Below are 18276 nucleotides of genomic sequence, written 5' to 3' on the forward strand. Positions count from 1 at the left end.
TAAAAAAAATAGCCCTAACAATTAAGGGCTACTAAAAAAAATGGAGAGGGAAAGTATTTTTTTTAAAACTGTTCAGATTCAGTAGATCCAGCCATTGCTGTTGTCGAGCTTTGGCCGCTACTAATAGTATTTGATACTGCATCAAAATAAGATGTACCAACCTCTCGTTGGTGTTTAACGCTAGTATAGCCATCTTTTTCTCTAGCAAATTCTTGTTGTTGAATCCTAGAATATGCAGCCATACCTTCTTTTCTATATTTCTCAGCAAGTTCAAAAATTGCAATGTTTTGAGTATGAAACCCAGCAAGAGTAATGAACTGGAATTTGTAACCTATTTTAGCAATTTCTTGTTGGAATGAAGCAATCTCGTCATCACTTAAATGTTTTTTCCAATTGAATGATGGAGAACAATTGTAAGCTAATAGTTTTCCAGGAAATTTCTCATGAATTGCATCTGCAAATCTTTTGGCTTCAGCTAAATTAGGAGTAGCTGTTTCACACCAAATTAAATCAGCATACGGCGCATAAGCCAAACCTCTAGAGATAGCTTGTTCAATTCCATCTTTAACATAATGAAATCCTTCTGGAGATCTTTCACCAGTTAAAAATGATTTATCATTTTCATCAAAATCATTTGTAATAAGTTTTGCTGCATTAGCATCAGTTCTTGCTAATATAATTAAAGGAACTTCTGCAATATCAGCAGCTAATCTTGCAGCTTTTAAGTTCTTGACCATTGTACCAGTTGGAACAAGAACTTTTCCACCCATATGACCACATTTCTTTTCACTAGCTAATTGGTCTTCAAAGTGAACACCTGCAGCACCAGCTCTTATAAATTTTTTAGTTAATTCAAATACATTTAATGGTCCACCAAAACCTGCTTCACCATCAGCTATAATTGGAAGCATATAATCAACTTTTTCCTCAGGTTTCATATCACCATCTTGCATTTCCATATGTTGAATTTGATCTGCTCTAATTAAAGAGTTGTTCATAGATTCAACTAACTTAGGAGCACTATCATAAGGGTATAAAGATTGATCTGGATACATTTCTCCTGCAGTATTTGCATCTGCTGCAACTTGCCAACCACTTAGATATATTGCTTTTAATCCAGCTTTTGCATGTTGAACAGCTTGGTTACCTGACAAAGAACCAAGAGTATTAACATAAGCTTCAGTATTTAATAATTGCCAAAGTTTTTCTGATTGATTTTTGCAAAGTGAGTACTCAATTTTAATTGAACCTCTTAATCTCTCCACTTCTTCATCGGTGTAGTCTCGTTTGATACCTGCGAACCTTTTTAACTCGAAAGAGATTTTTTCAGCACTCATTGTTTATAATCCTTTGTTGAAGAAAATTGAAAAAGTTGAATTAGTTACTATCGTTTAAAGCGTCGATTAGTTCACTCATTCCACTTGAACCCCAATCACAATGATCATCTCTCATGTAAATTCCTTTATTATGATGGTGATCTAAATCCTCTTTTTTGATGATTTGAGCTTCATTTTCTGTGTTTTTTAAGTTTTTATCCATACGAGTCATATATTTTACAAAATTTACAAAATCTATAAAAAACGTTAAAAAGCTTTGTAAATAGCGAAAAAATATTGTAAAAATAAATTTACAAAATTTACAAATAGTAAAATGAGTCAAATAGATCTTAAAATAGGGCCAAAAATAAGAGCTTTTAGAAGACAACTTGGGCTGCAAGCAAACAAATTAGCTGAAGATTTAAGCATTTCTCCTAGTTATTTAAACTTAATTGAAAGTGGTAAAAGAAAAATAGATGGTGATTTACTTTTAAATGTTTGTGAAAAATTAAATATTCAATTATCTGATCTTACATCTAAGACAGATATTAATCTTCAAAATACCATTTCTGAAATTTTAGATGATAGTTTGTTTGAAGATTTAGATATTTTAGGACCAGAGGTAAAAGATCTAGTTAGTACCAATCCAAAGATTGGCAAAGCAATTGTAAGATTAGGAGATATTCTTAAAAAAAAGGATCATGAATTAATAAATAAAATAGAAAAAATTTCAGGTAAAATTGTTGATAATAGAAAAAATTCCTTTCCAGGTGAAGTCATTTCAGATTTTCTTCAAGAGCATAAAAATTATTTTCCAAAATTAGAAGAATTTGCAAATAAAGTTTTTGATAAAATTCAAAAAAATAATCGAACAAGATATATTGCTTTGTGTGAATATTTAAATTCAGAATATTCAATAACAGTTAAAGACGTAATACCTGATGAAAATAAACCTTTTTCAAAAATCTATAATAAAAATAAAAAAGAACTTTTATTAAGTGATTATAGTTCTCTCGAGACAAAAAAATTACATGCAGCAGCTCAAATAGCTCAAGAAGGAGCCAATAAAGAAATTGATAATTATTTATCTAAATTTAGCTTCCCTTCAGAAGAATCTAAAAAACTTACAAAAGTTGCATTACTAAATTATTGTGGTGCTGCAATTTTAATGCCATACAAATTATTTCACTCTGAATGTAAAAAATTGAAATATGATTTAGAGTTATTACAAAATACTTTTGCAACTTCATTTGAACAAGTAGCTCATAGGGTTACATGTTTACAAGATCCAAAACTCCCAGGTATTCCTTTTCATTTTTTAAGAGTTGATATGGCTGGAAATATTTCAAAAAGATTTTCTTTGTCTGGAATTGATATTCCAAGATATGGTGGAGCATGTCCAAGATGGAATGTTTATTCTGCCTTTACAAGACCTGGTGTGATTCAAGCTGCAGTAAGTAAAATGAATAATGGTGAAAAATATGTTTGTATTGCAAGAACTGTTGAAAAAGGAATAGGTAGATTTGGACAAGCAAAAAGTGTTCTTTCTATTGGCCTTGGATGTGATGCGAAATACGCAAAAGATTTTGTTTACACTGAAAATGTTAATATTAATGATAAATCTACAGAAATACCAATTGGTGTTTCATGTAGAACCTGTGACAGATTAGATTGTTCACAAAGAGCATTTCCACCACTACATAAAAAATTCGATGTTGACTTAAATACAAGAGGTGTTTCAGTTTATGTCAGTGACAACAAATCTTAAACTATGATTAAATATATAATTCCAGCTATCATTGTTTTCTTAATTGTATTATTTTGGGAAAAAATTACTGATTTTGTTGAGAAAAAGTTCAATATTAAGCTTAATTATATAGTTGTTAGTTCTATAGTTGCTGCAATAGCAATCATACTTTTGCTTTTAAATTACTAATATTATGAATGATTTTGATATTTCTAATTATCAATTAGATGAGGCGGATGGTGTATTTACGTATAAAAATCAAAATACCACATTAGGGTTTGTAAGATTTAATGAAAAAGCAGAAGTTGAATATATTTTTGTAAATCCAATATTTAGAAAAAAAGGAATTGCTAAAAAACTACTAAATCTTGTTAAAGATAAAACTGGCAAAAAGCCTATTCCTCAAGATCCAATCAGTCCATTAGGTAAAAAATTATTTAAAATCATATAAAATCATTAAAGATTGATGTAAATAACCTTCATCAATATTAATTTATTATGAATTTAAAAACTTCTTACACATCACTGAAGGATAAGGTCGTTTTTGTATTAGGTGGCTCAACAGGAATTGGTGCAACTTTAGTAGAAGAATTTGCAAAACAAGGATCTAAAGTTGCTTTTGTTGGAAGAAATGAAGAAGCATCAAAAGAATTAATTGAAAGTTTAAAGGGATGTAGTTTTATTCCTAAATTTTATAAGTGCGATATTAAAGATTTAAATTCTTTAGAAGCAGTTATTGAAGAAGTTATCAAATCTATTGGTGACATCGGTGTACTTTTGAATAATGCTGCAAATGATGAACGACATGAATTTTTAGATACTACTCATGAGTATTTTGATTGGGAATATCAAACTAATTTAAGACCCCATGTGTTTACAGCTAAAGCAGTAATTAAAAGTATGATTAAGCTTGGCGGTGGGTCAGTTATCAATGTTGGATCTATTGGATGGATGAGAAAAAATGAAAAGACAATTCTTTATGGAGTTTTCAAATCATCTTTACATGGATTAACACACGGGCTGGCAAAACGATTTGGTAAAAATAGGATAAGAGTAAACACACTTGTGCCAGGATGGACAATGACTAAAAAACAAATTGAAGTTCATCTTGATGAAGAAGGTGAAAAAAAAATTAAAGAGGGCCAGTGTTTACCAGATAAAGTTTTACCCGAAGATATAGCAAATGCTGCATTATTTTTAGCGTCTGATGATAGCAAGATGATTACTTCACAAGATATCGTTGTAGACGGCGGTTGGACATAATCAATTAACTAAAATCATTAATGGAAATAAATCTATTATTTTTCTTTACGGTTTTTCCTGCAATTCTTTTATTTGGTATTGCAAAATCTGGTTTAGGAGGATCTATTGCTTTAATTTCAATTCCGTTAATGACAGTGGCAATGCCATTAACTCAAGCCTTAGGAATTATTTTACCAATTTTAATTTTCTCTGATTTTATAGCTACTTATAAATACAGAAAAGAATTTGATTTAAGTACTTTAAAGTTAATGGTTCCTTTTGCTGGTTTAGGAATAATAATAGGGTCATTAACATTTTCGTATTTTTCAGAAGCTTTGTTAAAATTTATTGTTGGCCTTATGGGTTTTCTTTTCGCAGGACACTACTTTTTTTTTAAAAAAAATAAGGAAGAAAAATCGCCAAAAAATACATTAAAAGGAAGTATTTGTTCAACAATAGCTGGATTTACTAGTTTTTGCGTTCACGCAGGGGGAACACCTACAAGTATTTATATGCTTCCACTTAGAATGAAAAAAGAAATTTATGTTGGAACACGTATAATATTTTTTACATTTGTAAATTTAATCAAGCTTCCATTGTATATAAATCTATCAATGACCAATTTAGAGACATTTAAGCAATCTCTTATTTTATTTCCAGTTGCCTTATTGGGTATTTTAGTTGGCTATAAATTGCTAAAGATAATAGAAGAAAAATTATTCTATAATATTTTGTATAGTTTAATTTTAATAACTAGCACTAAATTACTTTATGATTTTTTATTATAAAATAAGCTTATTAAATGAAAAAATATAAACTAATAACTCTTATTTGTTGTAGTTTAATTCTATTACCTTATTCTTTACTAATGGCTAATGAAGAAGCAAAGTATGAGGTGGTTGATAAAAATGAAATCTATGAGATTAGAAAGTATTCAGATCGTTTAGCTGTTGAAACCTCTAGAGCAGGAATAGATAGTAATTTTAGAAAATTATTTAATTACATTTCAGGAAGAAACGATACTCAGGAAAAGATAGCAATGACTACTCCTGTTACTCAAGTAGAAAAAAATGGCAATATGACTATGCAGTTTTATTTACCTTCAAAGTTTAATTCAGATAATGTGCCTAATCCAAGTAGAGATGATGTAAGAATAGTAAATATTGAAGGAGGATATTATGCTGTACTTAGATATTCAGGCAGAGCCTCAGATGGAAATTTCATAAAACACAAAGATATCCTAGAAAAAGAGTTAAACAAAAATAATATTTCAATTATAAGTCCACCTATTAGAGCTACATATGATAGTCCTTTTACCCTTCCAATGAATAGAAGGAATGAGGCAATGTATAAAGTGGAGTTTAATTCATGAAATCAAAATTTAAAGCAATGGTGTTATCTTGTATGGACCCAAGATTTCAACATTTAGTTCATAATCATTTAAAGAAAAAAAAACTAACTGGTAAATACAGTGCTTTTACAATTGCAGGTGCTGCGGTAGGTATCACGCATAATAAATTTAAAAAATGGCATAATACTTTTTATGATAATCTTGCTACTTCAATTCAGCTCCATAAAATAGAAAAGCTTATTGTTATTAATCACAAAGATTGTGGTGCTGCTAAAATTGCTAATGGAAAAAAAGAATTTACGCCTGCAAATGAAAAAAAAATACACCAAGACTCTTTTAATAAACTTAAAAAAGAAATTAAAAAAAGATTTCCAAAACTAAAAGTGGAATTAAATGTAATTGCACTAGATAGTAAAATTACGAAATTTTAATTATTGATTTCTAATCAAAGGGTAAACTTTTGGATTTAGGTATTTTAAGTTTGTTAACATAATCAATATCAATGTTACAAATCCAATTGAAAAACCTAAGTAAATTAAAACTTTAAAATCAAACATCCAAACAAGTTCAAAGATATTTTCCATAATAAATTTTGAACCAATTACCGCAAAGAATATTGCAATCAGTATGACTGATTTAAATATAATGATGAATTCTATTAATGATGACAGAATTATCTCTTTTTTTGAAAAGCCTAGAATTTTAAATACTAAGTTTTGATACTCTTTAACTTTACCTTGAACCATAATTGCACTCGAAATAACAATTAAACCAATTACAATTGTTACAGCTGATATTAAAGTAACTGCAATGAATACTTTATTTAGCACAGCTGTTACTTTTGTAAGATAATCAGCAATTTTAATCATGGATAAGCTAGGCATAACTTCTAGCATTTCAGTTTCATCAAATTTATCAGAATTAAATTTTGCTGTTGCTAAATATTCATGAGGAATATTTTGAGCGAATTGAGGATTAAATAGCATTGCAAAGTTTATACTTAAATCTCGATAATCAACTTCTCTAAAGTTAACTACTTCACCATCTATTTCTCTTCCATATATATTTAAAGTAAAAATATCTCCTAATTGAATGTTAAAATCTCTTGCAACTTTAGCATCTAAAGATATTTGAAGTTGATTAGGTTTATTTAAATCCCACCATTTTCCAGCAACTAATGGATTATCTTCAGGAACATTTTCCACCCATGAAGATCTTCTCTCACTTCCAATTACCCAATAACTATCATTATCAGGTTTAATATAAGTATTTGGATTAATGCCATTAATTTTCGTAATGCCAGATGAAACCATTGGAACAACTTCAATGTCTGCATTTGGATCCATTTTTAATATTCCTTGCTCAAACTTTTCACGCTCTCCTTTTTGAATTCCTACAAAGAAATAATCAGGTGCAATATCAGGAATTGATTTAGCAATTTCTCTTTGAAAATTTGTTCCAACTAACGCCAACGTTAAAAGTAAAGTAACTCCCAACCCTAAAGACATAATAGTAATTGGAGTGATACTTTTAGTTTGAGTGATATTCTTAATTGATACCTTCAATGAGATATTGGAGCTTGATTTAAATTTTTTGAGAAAAAATATAATTATTCTTGAAAGAAAGAAAAACACAATCAAACACACAAAAAATGCAGCAAAATACCCTAGACTGTAAGTTGGTTGTTCGGAGCCAACTGTAAATAACAAAACTAAAATAGAGAGCAAAATAAAACTTAAAATAACAGATTTTTTTGAATAATAAAATTGTAAGTTTTGAAAAACATTTCTAAATAAATTAGAGGCTTTTACTTGGTCAATTGAACTTATTGTTGGGATAGAAAATATTACAAGCACCAATAAACCTACTAAAAATATTTTAATAAAATTAACTATAGAAAATACTGGATAAACATTTAATCCAAGTCCATCTGATAAGTATTTGTCAGCGATAGGGACTATTAAAAAACTAGAGCCATAAGAAACAACAGTAATTACAAATAATAAAATTAGTAATTGAAGATAATAAAGTGTCTTTATATTTCCCGAGTAAAATCCAACTGCTTTTCTAACTGCAATTGACATGTTGTTTTGGTTAATAAAAGAAAGGAGAGTGTTTGCTATTCCAATACCAGCAATCAACATCGCACTTATTGAAACAAGAGATAAAAATTGTGAAAAATTGTTGATTATTCTCTTTATTCCACTTGCTGAATTTTCAGGATAACGAAGTTTTACTTTTTGATCATCTTTAAAGATATTTTCAATTCTTTGTTCTAATTCTTCAGAGTTATCTCCTTCATTAAATTTTACTTTATATTCGTAGTTTAAAAAGCTTCCAATCCCATTTAGTTTTAATATCTCTAATGTTTGCTTTCCTGCGAGTGCCCAATCACCAAAAGCAACAAATCCACTTACATCTGGTACTGATTTTATAATTCCAATAACTGTAAAGTTTTGGTCTTGAACTTTAACTTGTTCATTAAGTTTAATATTTAGTGTTTTTGATAGACTTTCGTTAATTAAAATAGTGTTTGGTTCCTTTTGCATTCGCTCATATGCACCTTTGGGTTCAAATACTACTTCGCCATATAACGGGTATTTTTCATCAACTGTTTTAATTCTAGTAAATAAAGATTTATTTTTTTCTCTTCCAGTTGTTGAAAGCATTGTACTGAACTCAATCATTTGAGATACAGTTGCAAATTCTTTTACCTGATTAACTAGATCGAGATTTCCTTGGTTACGATTGTAATCAATTTCTAAATCACCACCCAATAAAGCTTTAGCATTATCGTTTAGTTCTTTTTTAAGACTATCTTCAATAGTAAAAATAGCACTTAATATAAAGAGACTGATAAATAGAGTAACAATAATACTTGAGATTTTGTGATAGTTTCTGCTTAAATCCTTTAAAGCATATTTAAAAATCAAACTAAATTCAGATCGATTATTTAATTTTTCCATCTTTTATTTTGATTTTTCTTTTTGCTTTGTTTGCAAGTTTTGGATCGTGCGTTACCATGATTAGGGAGGATCCTTCCTCTTTTACATATTTAAATAGAATATCCGAAATCATTAATGAGTTTTCAGTGTCCAAGTTTCCTGTAGGTTCATCAGCTAAGATTAATTCAGGCTTCATTGCTATAGCTCTTGCAATCGCAACTCTTTGCTGTTCACCACCAGATAACTGACTAGGTAAATTATTAAATCGGTGCTTTAAACCAAATCTATCTAATAAATTTTTTGCCTCACTCTCAGGATTTTTAAAATTATTTAATTCTAATGTTAAAGCAACGTTTTCAACTGCTGTGTAGTTTGGAATTAAATAGAAAGATTGAAATATAATTCCAATATTCTTCTTTCTAATCTCTGAAACCTCATCTTCATTTAAACCTGTTATTTCTTGATCTTGAAAAATAATTTTACCTGAGGTTGGTTTTTCTAGTCCTCCAACCAACATTATTAAACTAGTTTTACCAGATCCACTTTCACCTACGACAGAAACTGTCTCTTTTTTCTTAATGGTTAGATCAATATTCTTTAAAACACTGATACTTTCTTTACCAGTTTGGTATTTGAGATTTATTTTTTTTAATTTAAGAAGATCACTCATGAATAAAAGTTTATTTATAAAAATTTTGGTAATCTTTCTAGTGCACATAAACGCTTTCGCAATAGAAAAGGTTGTCTTATTTGGCGATAGTTTGATGGCTGGATATGGTTTACCTAAAGAACATCATTTATCTGTAGTATTAGAAGATAATTTTAAAAAAGATGGTTTAAATATAAAGATAATTAACGGCAGTGTTTCTGGAAGCACATCTTCAGGAGGATTAAATATTGCTGAATGGAGTTTATCGGAACCTGGTATTGACTTAATCATTTTAGGTTTAGGCGCCAATGATATGTTGAGAGGAATAAAACCAGAAGAAACTGAGAAAAATTTAGAAGAAATCATAAAGATAGCAAATAATAAAAAAATCAAAATTATTATTGCAGGTATGGTTGCTCCAACAACACATGGTGCTGAATACAAAAAAGAATTTGATGCAATCTATCCAAAACTATCAAAAAAATATAATTTACCACTTATCCCATTTTTACTTGAAGGAGTTGCACTTGATCCAAGTTTAAATCAGCAAGATGGAATTCACCCAAATAAAGAAGGTACCATTGTAATTAGTAAAACTCTTAAAAAATTTATAGAAAAAACAATTAATTAGTTTTTTTAGAGGACATCATTCTTTCGTGCACCGCACGCATTCCTCTTTCAACCATGTCATTTATTTCTGCAGCATGTTTTTGTAGAAGTTCAACTACCTTTGGATCTTCTGAAGTTTGTAAAACACTAATTCCTGTATCTGTTAATTCAATTTCAGTTTCAATTTTATCATGATATCTAAATAAAACATCTAATGTAGGTGATTGAATAATAACTTCAGGATTTTTTCCTTCTTGGATTCTTGTGATCATCATTGAAACATGGTTAACAATTGATTGTCTTACATTTTCGTCTTCAGAATATGTTTCAGTTTTAATACCATTAGGAATATTGGTAACAGTTCTTTTTATTTCTTTATGGTTTTGGAAAATATTTTTAAGATCACTAACTTCAATATCTGTTGTATCTTTACCTTGAAGTCCTGGCATATTAACTTCATCATGACCATATTTCCCATGTCCATGACCATGTTTTTTCATCATCTTTTCATGATTTTTTTTATATTCATCATTACTAGCTGCTAGTAAATTTGAACTTGAAAGAAGTAAGAAAGATATAAAAAAGAATTGGATAAATTTTTTGACCATGATTGGTATTTAAAATTTATTATTAATCATTAAATGTGACAAATTCAACAAATGGTTTATATCAATATTTAATGAATAATTTTTTATACAATTTAAAAGAAAGCAGAATTTTTCAATTTGTTGTTATTTCAATTATTATTTTAAATGCAATTACAATTGGGGTTAACACTTATGAATTAAGTGATCTTACCAGACAAGCAATCAATTATTTAGATTATTCAATTACTATATTTTTTGTTATCGAAATTATAATTAGGTTTATAGGGGAACCTAAAAAACTACAGTTTTTTAAAAGTGGGTGGAATGTATTTGATACTTTAATTGTCTTAATTTCATTAATTCCAATTCCTAATAATTCTAGCTTCTTACTTTTAAGATTATTAAGAGTATTTAGAGTATTGAGAATTATTTCAGTTGTTCCAGAATTAAAAAAAATCATTGAAGCACTGCTTACTTCGGTCAAAAGAGTGTTTTACGTTGGATTATTATTGTTCATCATTCTATATATATACGCAACTATAGGCTCAATTTTATTTAGCACAGATATTCCTGAAAGATGGAGCGATGTTGGTGTTGCCATGATCACATTGTTCCAAGTTTTAACTCTATCTAGTTGGGAACAAGTAATGTTACCATTACAAGATGTTTATTGGTGGGCTTGGATTTATTTTTTCAGCTTTATAATTATATGTGGAATTACAATGCTTAATTTGTTGATTGCAATATTAGTAGATGTAGTAATCAATCAGAAAAAATTATAATTTATATTTATGAACTTTAATTCCATACTTTGGCATCCAGTCCTAGATAAAGATGTGTTAAAGGGCAAAGATGCGTAAACCATACCAGCCTTTAGCATGGACTGGAACTGTGATGGTGATATCAGCAGCATTATTATCAGCTTTTAATATTTACCCACTTTATATTTACCTATTCTGCCTTGCTAATGCCATTTGGGTCTTGATAGGAATACTATGGAAAGAGAACAGTTTGATAGTTCTAAATGCTGTATTGACGATAATTTATATTGCTGGAATGATATTTGGGTGAAAGAGTTTAAGATTAAATAATATTTTTAATTGATCTATTTTAAAATTATTTAAGGATTTACAATACTAAATTTATACCTTGCGATATTAGTAGATGTAGTAATCAACTGAAAAAAGCTGTAAGACTTTTTAATGAAAAAATTACTTATAGTTTTAAGTTTCCTTTGCTTTAGTTATGCTAATGCACAAAATACTAATATTACTATAGATGCAAATTTAAATCTTACATGTGCATTTGAAAAAGTAATTTTAAAAAACCCAGATCATAATTTTGAAACATTCACAAAAGATCAAATTAAGAGAGATGACATTCGTAAATTATTAATCGAATCTAAATCACCAAATTCATTAATTATAAAGAATTTATCTAATTTTATTGATAAAATTGAACTTGAGGTAAAAATTTCAAATAAAGATATTGTATTAATCCAAGCTTTTGATGATGAAAGAAATTATTCAGAATCTGCAGTTTTAACTATTAAAACAGGCGAGCTTGTTCATGAAATTACTAAAAACATTAAACTAGAAGAGAAAGAAAAGGATATTTCTTTTTATAGTTGTAAAAAAAGTAATCAAAATACTTAGTAGTTAATAATTAGTTCACCAAAGAAAAGCACTACACTTCGCAGACATTATTTCATCATTATAAATTAATTTTGCTTTAGATGATCCTATTCCAGCACAAACGTGCAATGGTAATAAATGTTCTTCTCTAGGGTGACAAAATCTTGCAAAGGGAGCTTTTTCCCAATTTAAGATTTTTTGCTCTCTTTCATTTTCATCAAGATTGTTATCTGTACAAGTTTTTACAAGCCAATTGTCAAAATCTATTATTTTTTTTTCTGTGAACTTATCAATTTCTGTATTTGATAAAAAAACTTTCAAATTATGAAAAGACATTCCTGATCCTATAAATAGAATATTTTCATTTTCTAATTTTTTTAAAGCTTTTCCTATTTCAATATGTTTTTTAGGATCTAAACTTTTAAGTAAAGAAATTTGCACACAGGGAATTGATGCATCAGGAAAAATTAATTTAAGTGGGATAAACATTCCATGATCAAATCCTCTCTCCTCATCTAGTTTGGCTTTGATATTGTGTTTTTCTAAAACATTTTTAATTTTAATCGAATACTCTTTATTTCCAGGCGCAGGATATTCGATGTTGTAAGATTTGTCAGGAAATCCATAATAATCATAGATTAATTTAGGATTATCAGAACTTGTAATGGCAACTATCTCTTCTTCCCAATGTGCTGAAATAAGAATTATTAAAGATGGTTTGATTAAATTTTTACTTAAACTTTTAAAAAAATTAATTAATTGTTTATGACCTTGGTGTCCTAAGATCGGTAGCGGCCCACCTCCATGTGGTATAAATATAGTTTTCCCATTTAATTCCATGTTTAAAAATTTAATTTTTTAAATATTAATTGGACCAATATAATAATTACAACTTTAAAGTTTATTTATTAAATATAAATTTTATAAAAATAAACAATTTTTCTAAATTGTATTAAAATTTCATGTCAATAGACACTGTTAATTCAATTTGATAATATCAATTAATGAATAGATTTCTTTTTTTAGTTTTAATTTATTTATTGTCATCCACTAGTTCATTTGCAAACGATAGAGATGTAAGGTTAAATCAATTATTTAATGAACTAAAAGTTAATAAAGCAAAAGTTGCAGCTATTGTTGAACAGGAAATTTGGTCTTTATGGAGTACTCATCCAACTGATGAAAAGCTGACTGCTCGCTTAGAAGAGGGTTCAATGTTTGTTAGAAACCAACAGCCAAAAAGAGCAAGAGAAATATTTACTGAAGTAATAAATCTTGATGAAAATTGGGCCGAGGCTTGGAATAAAAGAGCAACTGTTCTTTATATGTTGGGAGAATATCAAAAATCACAAGAAGATATTGATAAAGTCCTAGAATTAGAACCAAGACATTTTGGTGCTTTAGCGGGACAAGGTATGGTTAATATCAAATTAAAGAATTATGAAAAAGCAATTCGTAGTTATGAGGAAGCCCAAGAAATTTATCCATCAATGAAAACACCTGATGCTATGATCAAACAAATGAAGGAAATAATTAAACAACAATCAATTTAGTGAAAAAAATATTTTTTATTTTTTGGATATTACTTTTTTCAACTAACAACTTATTTTCAGAGACAAACAAACTAACAACAGAAGAAGATATTTTAAATATTTATAAATCAGTTGTTAAAATTGACAGCATCATCCCACCAGAAGCAAGAACTGCACAATCTTTAGGAACCGTAAGAGGAGGGAATGGAGTAGTTATTGATGATAAACATATATTAACAATTGGCTATATTGTTGTTGAAGCAGAAACAATTACAATAACATTACCTGATGGTAAAAAATTTCCAGGTGAGCTTATAGGATATGATCATACAACAGGGTTTGGAATTTTAAGAACCATTATTCAGTCAAACCTAACACCTCTTAAAATTGGAGACTCTGATCAATTAACCAAAGAAGATTTTTTATATGTGTTACCTTATTTAACAGAGGGAAGACCTTCAGCTGTTAAAATGGTTTCAAGAAGATCTTTTGCTGGATGGTGGGAATATTTTTTAGATAAACCAATTTATACTTATCCAGCTAATAGCTCTTTTGCAGGTTCTGCTTTAATTAATGAATATGGTGAAGTTTTAGGAATAGGTTCTTTGTATGTAGGAGATGCAGCAGCAACAGGAATAAGTTCTCCTGGAAATATGTTTGTGCCAATTAATGATTTAAAACCAATTTTAGATGATTTAATTCAAAATGGCAGAAGAACAAAAGATATCAAACCTTATATGGGTTTAACTTCAAGTGACAATACTGGACAAGTTAAAATCACAAGAGTAAATGACAACGGTCCTGCTGCTAAAGCTGGATTTAGTGTAAATGATACAATTTTAGCAGTGAATAATGAAAAAATTAATAATATTGAGGATTTTTATAAAGTAGTTTGGTCCTTTGGTGGCCCGGGGACTAAATTACAATTTGATATAGAAAGAAATCAAGAAAAATTAAATATTGAGCTTACGACAATGGATCGTAATGACTTTTTTGTAAAACCAAAATATTATTAATCTTATGTGTGGAAGATATGTTGTTAAAAATCCAGTGACCAAAACTAGTTCATTAGTTAAATCTGCAATTCAGGTTGAAGATAATGAAAATTATAATGCACACCCTTATCAAAAACTTCCAGTTATAAAAAAATATAAAAATGGAAATACCTTAGAAGCTTTGAAATGGGGACTAGTTCCAAGTTGGGCAAAAGATAAAGATTTTAAAGTTCTGATTAACGCTAGACTTGAGACCATAGATGAAAAGGTTTCCTTTAAAAAATTGATTAAAAACAATCGATGTGTTGCAGTTGCTGATGGATTTTATGAATGGAAGAGGGAAGAGAAAGAAAAAACTCCTCATTATTTTACCCGTGAAGATAGTAATACTATTTATTTTGCTGGGATATTTGAGGATGATCAGTTTTGTTTAATTACAGAAGAAGCAAAAGAAAATATTAAGGAAATTCATCATAGACAACCAGTTATTCTTAATCAAGCGGATGTTAATAGATATCTAAATTTAGAATTGCAAGGATCAGCGTTTCTAAATGAACGTAAATCACCCAATCTTATTTTTCATGAAGTATCCAAAGATGTTAATAAGCCTACAAATAATACTGCATCTTTAATTCAAAAAGTTTAATAATAAAAACATGTTTTTCTTTGTAAAAGTTTTAATTGCAGGAATAATAATTTCTTTTGCTAGTTGGTTATCTGGACAATACCCAAAATTATCTGGTTTTATCATTGCTCTACCAATTGCATCCTTGATTGCAATTATATTTTCTTATTACGAACATCAAGATGTTGAAAAAACAGTCACATTTACCAAAAGTATTTTAATTGCAGTTCCAGTTAGTTACTTGTTTTTTCTACCATTCTTTTTTGCAAAACCATTAGGAATGAATTTTTGGTTAATTTATTCAACTGGCTTATTGTTATTAGTTGTAGGATATTTTATTCACAAATATGTGATCAACTTCTTTTAGTATATTTACGTTTAAATTAATTAGTTATAGTAGGATATTTAATGGCTATCTTATTAAATATAATTCTAGGTATAAGTGTCACTTTAGATTCTTTTATTGTTGGTAAAAGTATCGATAAAAAAATTAAATTTACCTTATTCATTATATCGTTTGCACATGTATTGTTGTTTTTAATTGGTGTTAAAATTGGTGATTTAATTGGCCCATATGTTGCAAGCTACGATCATTGGATAAGTTTTGTTGTATTTCTATTTTTAGCAATAAGTTCTTATAAAGACATTGTAAGTGAAGAACCTTTATTTAAATTAGATAATACTTTTAAAATTTTACTTACTACCTTTGCATTATCTATAGATGCTTTTGCAGTTGGAGCTTCGTCTCAACATGAAATTCAATATTTAAAATTAGTAATTGTTATTATTGCAATCTCAGCACCATCTTTCTGTTATTTAGGATATAAACTAAAAAATGAACTAATTAAACATTCCCATAAATTACTTTATTTCAGTGAGGGAACTTTTTTTTTAATTATTGGAAGTTTTATCCTTTATTCACATCTAACAGGTGGCTATTAGATAAAATTAAACACTTTAAATTTTATAGTTATTTTCTTTTGTGTTTCTTGAATGAGAAATTTTTTGGTCTCTTTCTACTTCTATTTTTAAATTTCTTTTTTCCTTTAGAGTAAAATTTTTTAAATTCAGTTTCTGGTTTATTTTGCTCCTTTATTTTATCTAAATATTTTGGATTATTTGTATATCCAGCTGTTGTTTCTTTGTTCTTAAATTTAGATCTTTTATGATCTTTTTTAAAAGATTTCTTTTTATCTTTAAATTTTGATCTTTGGTTATTTTCTTTTTTGTTAAATCTTTTATTTTTCTTAAATTTAGAATTAGTTTTATCTCTAAATTTTTTCTTTTTATTAAATGATTTCTTATCTTTTTTATTTTTTTTAGATCTATTTTTTTCAATTTCTTGAAAAGTTTTAAAATTTGGATCTATTAATTTTTGTATAGATCTCCACATATTTCGATCATTATTGGTTAAAAAAGTTAAAGCTGAACCATCTTTTCCAGCTCTGCCTGTTCTACCTATTCGGTGAATATAATCTTCTGGAACTTGTGGAAGATCGTAATTGATAACGTGTTTTATAACTGGAATATCCAATCCTCTTGCTGCAACATCAGTTGCAATTAAAATTCTGCTATTTCCATTTCTAAATCCTCTAATAACTCTGTCTCGTTTACTTTGTCTAAGATTTCCATGAATGGCATCAGCTTTATGGCCATCATATTTTAATCTTTTTACAATTTTATCAGCACCGTGTTTAGTTTTAACAAAAACTAAAATAGATCCACTTCTTTCAACTAATTGATTAATCAGTTCATGGTATTTCTTGTCAGCTGTGATTTGAAAAGTTTCTTGTTTAATTTTTTCAATTGGAGTTGATAAAGATCCTACAGATACTCTTTCAGGATTATTTAGATACTTTTGAGAAATTTTTAAAATGTTTTCAGGTAAAGTTGCAGAAAACAATAATGTTTGATGATCTTTTGGAATAAATTTTAAAATTATCTCTATTTGAGGTGTAAATCCCATATCCAACATTCGATCTGTTTCATCTAAAACTAAGTAATTAACTCTAGATAAGTTTAAACTTTTTCGTTCTATGTGATCGTTAATTCTTCCTGGGGTGCCAACTATAATTCTTGCTCCTTTTTTTAATTGTCTCAGTTGTTTTTGCATACTCTCACCACCGATTAAAAGAGCATTACCAATTCCTATTTCTCTTATATTAAGTTTTAAAACAATTTCCATTACTTGTGTTGCAAGTTCTCTTGTTGGACAAATTATTAATGCCATTGCTTTCTTATCTTTTAAAAGCTTATTCAACATTGGGATTGTGAAAGCTAAAGTTTTGCCGGTACCTGTTTGAGCAGTTCCTAAAACATCTTTTCCTTCTAAGCTAATTGGTATTGATTGACTTTGAATAGGGGTTGGAGTTTTAAATTCAGCTAATTCTATTGATCTTTTTAATTTATTTTCAATATTTAGATCAGAGAAGTTCATTATGTCTGGAAGGATATATATTTTAAGTAATTGAGTGTCTGCTTATATCTTTTTGTGCCAAATACAATAATTAGTTTAAGAGGATTAATCTCTAAAGTTTACAAAGTCTATTGGAAGCCCAATATCAATAGCTTTAATTGCTGCTATCGCATCTTGAAGGTCATCTCTTTTTTTACCATCTACTCTTAATTCATCACCTTGAATTTTAACCTGAATTTTAAGTTTAAGTTTTTTAATGTCAGCAATTACTTTTTTTGCATTTTCTTGGCTAATTCCTTCTTTAAGTTCACTTACTTGTCTAATTGCTCCACCTGAGGCACCCTCTGAACTTTTAACTTCTAAAACTCTTGGATCTACTTTTCTTCTTACTAAATGAGTTTGCAATAATTCATTAACTTGTTTTAATTTTAATTCATCAGGAGCATTAGTAGTAACTGATTTATCTTTTCGCTCTATAGTGATATGAAGTCCTTTAAAGTCATATCGATTGCTTATTTCTCTTAAGCAATTTGCTAAAGCATTATCAAATTCTTGATAATTAATTTTACTAATTACATCAAATGAAGGCATAATATATTTATACAATAATCTATTTTTTATTAAACGA

At 28.3% G+C, this 18276-nt stretch carries 24 protein-coding genes; 16 read left to right on the forward strand and 8 right to left on the reverse strand.

What is annotated here, in order from left to right; all coding sequences use genetic code 11:
• Positions 1-62: 62 nt before the first annotated feature.
• The gene (aceA, locus tag ACTTBO_RS03765; protein WP_440656468.1) at positions 63-1337 is read right to left on the reverse strand and encodes an isocitrate lyase; all 1275 of its coding nucleotides are present in this window, start codon (positions 1335-1337) and stop codon (positions 63-65) included.
• A 40-nt stretch (positions 1338-1377) separates the two neighbouring features.
• Positions 1378-1539: a hypothetical protein gene (locus tag ACTTBO_RS03770; RefSeq protein WP_262589431.1), complete on the reverse strand. Its 162-nt coding sequence runs from the start codon at positions 1537-1539 to the stop codon at positions 1378-1380.
• 111 nt (positions 1540-1650) lie between these two features.
• On the opposite strand from ACTTBO_RS03770, the gene ACTTBO_RS03775 reads away from it, so the two are divergent.
• Genes ACTTBO_RS03775 through ACTTBO_RS03805 form a run of 7 tightly spaced genes read left to right on the forward strand, consistent with a single transcriptional unit; the run spans position 1651 to position 6087 of the window.
• A complete protein-coding gene (locus ACTTBO_RS03775; RefSeq protein ID WP_440656469.1) occupies positions 1651-3084 on the forward strand; it encodes a helix-turn-helix domain-containing protein in 1434 nt (477 codons plus the stop codon).
• A 3-nt stretch (positions 3085-3087) separates the two neighbouring features.
• Positions 3088-3252, forward strand: a complete 165-nt coding sequence (locus ACTTBO_RS03780; protein ID WP_440656470.1) for a hypothetical protein — start codon at positions 3088-3090, stop codon at positions 3250-3252.
• A gap of 4 nt (positions 3253-3256) precedes the next feature.
• Entirely contained in the window at positions 3257-3514 is a 258-nt protein-coding gene (locus ACTTBO_RS03785; protein ID WP_440656471.1) for a GNAT family N-acetyltransferase, read from the forward strand.
• A gap of 47 nt (positions 3515-3561) precedes the next feature.
• On the forward strand, positions 3562-4326 hold the full coding sequence (locus ACTTBO_RS03790) for an SDR family NAD(P)-dependent oxidoreductase (RefSeq protein ID WP_440656472.1): 765 nt from the start codon (positions 3562-3564) through the stop codon (positions 4324-4326).
• Positions 4327-4346: 20 nt separating this feature from the next.
• On the forward strand, positions 4347-5093 hold the full coding sequence (locus tag ACTTBO_RS03795) for a sulfite exporter TauE/SafE family protein (RefSeq protein WP_440656473.1): 747 nt from the start codon (positions 4347-4349) through the stop codon (positions 5091-5093).
• A 14-nt stretch (positions 5094-5107) separates the two neighbouring features.
• A complete protein-coding gene (locus tag ACTTBO_RS03800) occupies positions 5108-5677 on the forward strand; it encodes an SOUL family heme-binding protein (protein WP_440656474.1) in 570 nt (189 codons plus the stop codon).
• Positions 5674-6087: a carbonic anhydrase gene (locus tag ACTTBO_RS03805; RefSeq protein WP_440656475.1), complete on the forward strand. Its 414-nt coding sequence runs from the start codon at positions 5674-5676 to the stop codon at positions 6085-6087. Before ACTTBO_RS03800 ends, ACTTBO_RS03805 begins: the two co-directional genes overlap by 4 nt.
• Here ACTTBO_RS03805 and ACTTBO_RS03810 read toward each other — a convergent pair whose 3' ends face one another.
• The gene (locus ACTTBO_RS03810; RefSeq protein WP_440656476.1) at positions 6088-8622 is read right to left on the reverse strand and encodes an ABC transporter permease; all 2535 of its coding nucleotides are present in this window, start codon (positions 8620-8622) and stop codon (positions 6088-6090) included.
• The gene (locus ACTTBO_RS03815) at positions 8606-9271 is read right to left on the reverse strand and encodes an ABC transporter ATP-binding protein (protein WP_440656477.1); all 666 of its coding nucleotides are present in this window, start codon (positions 9269-9271) and stop codon (positions 8606-8608) included. The genes ACTTBO_RS03810 and ACTTBO_RS03815 overlap by 17 nt, the downstream gene beginning before the upstream one ends.
• Here ACTTBO_RS03815 and ACTTBO_RS03820 point away from each other — a divergent pair.
• Complete coding sequence (locus ACTTBO_RS03820) at positions 9270-9881, forward strand: arylesterase (protein ID WP_440656478.1); 612 nt, start codon at positions 9270-9272, stop codon at positions 9879-9881. The genes ACTTBO_RS03815 and ACTTBO_RS03820 overlap by 2 nt on opposite strands.
• Here ACTTBO_RS03820 and ACTTBO_RS03825 read toward each other — a convergent pair.
• Positions 9874-10467 carry a hypothetical protein gene (locus ACTTBO_RS03825; protein ID WP_440656479.1) on the reverse strand — a complete coding sequence of 198 codons (594 nt, stop codon included), beginning with the start codon at positions 10465-10467 and terminating at the stop codon, positions 9874-9876. The two genes, ACTTBO_RS03820 and ACTTBO_RS03825, sit on opposite strands and share 8 nt — an antisense overlap.
• 71 nt (positions 10468-10538) lie before the next feature.
• Between ACTTBO_RS03825 and ACTTBO_RS03830 the strand changes: the two genes are divergently transcribed.
• The 3 genes from ACTTBO_RS03830 to ACTTBO_RS03840 all read left to right on the forward strand — a co-directional run bounded on the left by ACTTBO_RS03830 (position 10539) and on the right by ACTTBO_RS03840 (position 12101).
• Complete coding sequence (locus ACTTBO_RS03830; protein ID WP_440634977.1) at positions 10539-11228, forward strand: ion transporter; 690 nt, start codon at positions 10539-10541, stop codon at positions 11226-11228.
• 70 nt (positions 11229-11298) lie between these two features.
• A complete protein-coding gene (locus ACTTBO_RS03835) occupies positions 11299-11517 on the forward strand; it encodes a DUF6552 family protein (protein ID WP_440634976.1) in 219 nt (72 codons plus the stop codon).
• A 131-nt stretch (positions 11518-11648) separates the two neighbouring features.
• Positions 11649-12101, forward strand: coding sequence for a hypothetical protein (locus ACTTBO_RS03840; RefSeq protein ID WP_440656480.1), 453 nt, complete (start codon positions 11649-11651; stop codon positions 12099-12101).
• Positions 12102-12116: 15 nt separating this feature from the next.
• On the opposite strand, the gene ACTTBO_RS03845 is transcribed toward ACTTBO_RS03840, so the two are convergent.
• Positions 12117-12920, reverse strand: coding sequence for a DODA-type extradiol aromatic ring-opening family dioxygenase (locus ACTTBO_RS03845; RefSeq protein WP_440656481.1), 804 nt, complete (start codon positions 12918-12920; stop codon positions 12117-12119).
• Positions 12921-13084: 164 nt separating this feature from the next.
• Between ACTTBO_RS03845 and ACTTBO_RS03850 the strand changes: the two genes are divergently transcribed.
• Genes ACTTBO_RS03850 through ACTTBO_RS03870 form a run of 5 tightly spaced genes read left to right on the forward strand, consistent with a single transcriptional unit; the run spans position 13085 to position 16174 of the window.
• Positions 13085-13633, forward strand: coding sequence for a tetratricopeptide repeat protein (locus ACTTBO_RS03850; RefSeq protein WP_440656482.1), 549 nt, complete (start codon positions 13085-13087; stop codon positions 13631-13633).
• Positions 13633-14628 carry a S1C family serine protease gene (locus ACTTBO_RS03855; RefSeq protein WP_440656483.1) on the forward strand — a complete coding sequence of 332 codons (996 nt, stop codon included), beginning with the start codon at positions 13633-13635 and terminating at the stop codon, positions 14626-14628. The genes ACTTBO_RS03850 and ACTTBO_RS03855 overlap by 1 nt, the downstream gene beginning before the upstream one ends.
• 4 nt (positions 14629-14632) lie before the next feature.
• Positions 14633-15253, forward strand: a complete 621-nt coding sequence (locus ACTTBO_RS03860) for an SOS response-associated peptidase (protein ID WP_440656484.1) — start codon at positions 14633-14635, stop codon at positions 15251-15253.
• Between the two features lie 10 nt (positions 15254-15263).
• Positions 15264-15599: a hypothetical protein gene (locus ACTTBO_RS03865; protein WP_440656485.1), complete on the forward strand. Its 336-nt coding sequence runs from the start codon at positions 15264-15266 to the stop codon at positions 15597-15599.
• A gap of 41 nt (positions 15600-15640) precedes the next feature.
• Positions 15641-16174 (forward strand): manganese efflux pump MntP, encoded by a 534-nt coding sequence (locus ACTTBO_RS03870; protein WP_440656486.1) that lies wholly within the window; start codon positions 15641-15643, stop codon positions 16172-16174.
• Positions 16175-16202: 28 nt separating this feature from the next.
• Here the strand turns inward: ACTTBO_RS03870 and ACTTBO_RS03875 are convergent, their stop codons facing one another.
• Both ACTTBO_RS03875 and ACTTBO_RS03880 read right to left on the reverse strand, forming a co-directional pair.
• Complete coding sequence (locus ACTTBO_RS03875) at positions 16203-17669, reverse strand: DEAD/DEAH box helicase (protein WP_440656487.1); 1467 nt, start codon at positions 17667-17669, stop codon at positions 16203-16205.
• Positions 17670-17753: 84 nt separating this feature from the next.
• Positions 17754-18239, reverse strand: coding sequence for a YajQ family cyclic di-GMP-binding protein (locus tag ACTTBO_RS03880; RefSeq protein WP_440656488.1), 486 nt, complete (start codon positions 18237-18239; stop codon positions 17754-17756).
• Positions 18240-18276 lie beyond the last annotated feature (37 nt).

Origin of the sequence: Candidatus Pelagibacter sp. HIMB1509 (genome assembly GCF_052047855.1) — a bacterium.
Taxonomy (GTDB): domain Bacteria; phylum Pseudomonadota; class Alphaproteobacteria; order Pelagibacterales; family Pelagibacteraceae; genus Pelagibacter.

What these genes read in the sequence shown, in the direction of transcription:
- aceA (WP_440656468.1), bottom strand. Translation starts at nt 1,337, where the DNA reads ATGAGTGCTGAAAAAATCTCTTTCGAGTTAAAAAGGTTCGCAGGTATC.
- ACTTBO_RS03770 (WP_262589431.1), bottom strand. Translation starts at nt 1,539, where the DNA reads ATGGATAAAAACTTAAAAAACACAGAAAATGAAGCTCAAATCATCAAA.
- ACTTBO_RS03775 (WP_440656469.1), top strand. Translation starts at nt 1,651, where the DNA reads ATGAGTCAAATAGATCTTAAAATAGGGCCAAAAATAAGAGCTTTTAGA.
- ACTTBO_RS03780 (WP_440656470.1), top strand. Translation starts at nt 3,088, where the DNA reads ATGATTAAATATATAATTCCAGCTATCATTGTTTTCTTAATTGTATTA.
- ACTTBO_RS03785 (WP_440656471.1), top strand. Translation starts at nt 3,257, where the DNA reads ATGAATGATTTTGATATTTCTAATTATCAATTAGATGAGGCGGATGGT.
- ACTTBO_RS03790 (WP_440656472.1), top strand. Translation starts at nt 3,562, where the DNA reads ATGAATTTAAAAACTTCTTACACATCACTGAAGGATAAGGTCGTTTTT.
- ACTTBO_RS03795 (WP_440656473.1), top strand. Translation starts at nt 4,347, where the DNA reads ATGGAAATAAATCTATTATTTTTCTTTACGGTTTTTCCTGCAATTCTT.
- ACTTBO_RS03800 (WP_440656474.1), top strand. Translation starts at nt 5,108, where the DNA reads ATGAAAAAATATAAACTAATAACTCTTATTTGTTGTAGTTTAATTCTA.
- ACTTBO_RS03805 (WP_440656475.1), top strand. Translation starts at nt 5,674, where the DNA reads ATGAAATCAAAATTTAAAGCAATGGTGTTATCTTGTATGGACCCAAGA.
- ACTTBO_RS03810 (WP_440656476.1), bottom strand. Translation starts at nt 8,622, where the DNA reads ATGGAAAAATTAAATAATCGATCTGAATTTAGTTTGATTTTTAAATAT.
- ACTTBO_RS03820 (WP_440656478.1), top strand. Translation starts at nt 9,270, where the DNA reads ATGAATAAAAGTTTATTTATAAAAATTTTGGTAATCTTTCTAGTGCAC.
- ACTTBO_RS03815 (WP_440656477.1), bottom strand. Translation starts at nt 9,271, where the DNA reads ATGAGTGATCTTCTTAAATTAAAAAAAATAAATCTCAAATACCAAACT.
- ACTTBO_RS03825 (WP_440656479.1), bottom strand. Translation starts at nt 10,467, where the DNA reads ATGGTCAAAAAATTTATCCAATTCTTTTTTATATCTTTCTTACTTCTT.
- ACTTBO_RS03830 (WP_440634977.1), top strand. Translation starts at nt 10,539, where the DNA reads ATGAATAATTTTTTATACAATTTAAAAGAAAGCAGAATTTTTCAATTT.
- ACTTBO_RS03835 (WP_440634976.1), top strand. Translation starts at nt 11,299, where the DNA reads ATGCGTAAACCATACCAGCCTTTAGCATGGACTGGAACTGTGATGGTG.
- ACTTBO_RS03840 (WP_440656480.1), top strand. Translation starts at nt 11,649, where the DNA reads ATGAAAAAATTACTTATAGTTTTAAGTTTCCTTTGCTTTAGTTATGCT.
- ACTTBO_RS03845 (WP_440656481.1), bottom strand. Translation starts at nt 12,920, where the DNA reads ATGGAATTAAATGGGAAAACTATATTTATACCACATGGAGGTGGGCCG.
- ACTTBO_RS03850 (WP_440656482.1), top strand. Translation starts at nt 13,085, where the DNA reads ATGAATAGATTTCTTTTTTTAGTTTTAATTTATTTATTGTCATCCACT.
- ACTTBO_RS03860 (WP_440656484.1), top strand. Translation starts at nt 14,633, where the DNA reads ATGTGTGGAAGATATGTTGTTAAAAATCCAGTGACCAAAACTAGTTCA.
- ACTTBO_RS03865 (WP_440656485.1), top strand. Translation starts at nt 15,264, where the DNA reads ATGTTTTTCTTTGTAAAAGTTTTAATTGCAGGAATAATAATTTCTTTT.
- ACTTBO_RS03870 (WP_440656486.1), top strand. Translation starts at nt 15,641, where the DNA reads ATGGCTATCTTATTAAATATAATTCTAGGTATAAGTGTCACTTTAGAT.
- ACTTBO_RS03875 (WP_440656487.1), bottom strand. Translation starts at nt 17,669, where the DNA reads ATGAACTTCTCTGATCTAAATATTGAAAATAAATTAAAAAGATCAATA.
- ACTTBO_RS03880 (WP_440656488.1), bottom strand. Translation starts at nt 18,239, where the DNA reads ATGCCTTCATTTGATGTAATTAGTAAAATTAATTATCAAGAATTTGAT.